Raw genomic sequence first — 298 nt, 5'->3', positions numbered from 1 at the left:
TCTTCAGTGCGTGTGTAGTCTTGCCATTGCTCTTTCGCCTCGGCAATATCTTCCGGTTGGTAAGCGGTCATTAGGCGTTGGACGTCTGGTTTGTGCGGAACTGTGTTCTCCAAGTAATTCTGGAAGCCTTGAATAGCGTTGGCCGTAAAGCTGGCACTGCCAGAGTCTAGGCGCGTTTGAGTATTCGAGAGGGCGTTCAAGTCCGATTGGCTTTGCATGGCACTTACACCAAGAGACTTGGTGTTGCTGGCGTTAATCGCAAAATCATGGGCAAACTGCTCAACCGAAGTTCGGGTGT

Annotated in this window: 1 pseudogene; it reads right to left on the bottom strand. The window is 51.0% G+C overall.

The features are described 5' to 3' along the window. A pseudogene (locus AB4589_RS23840) lies at window positions 1-298 on the bottom strand (conjugal transfer protein TraG); the annotation flags it as partial.

This window comes from Vibrio sp. 10N.222.49.A3, from assembly GCF_041475145.1.
Taxonomy (GTDB): Bacteria; Pseudomonadota; Gammaproteobacteria; order Enterobacterales; family Vibrionaceae; genus Vibrio; species Vibrio tasmaniensis_A.
This window is presented reverse-complemented; position numbering and strand designations above follow the sequence as displayed.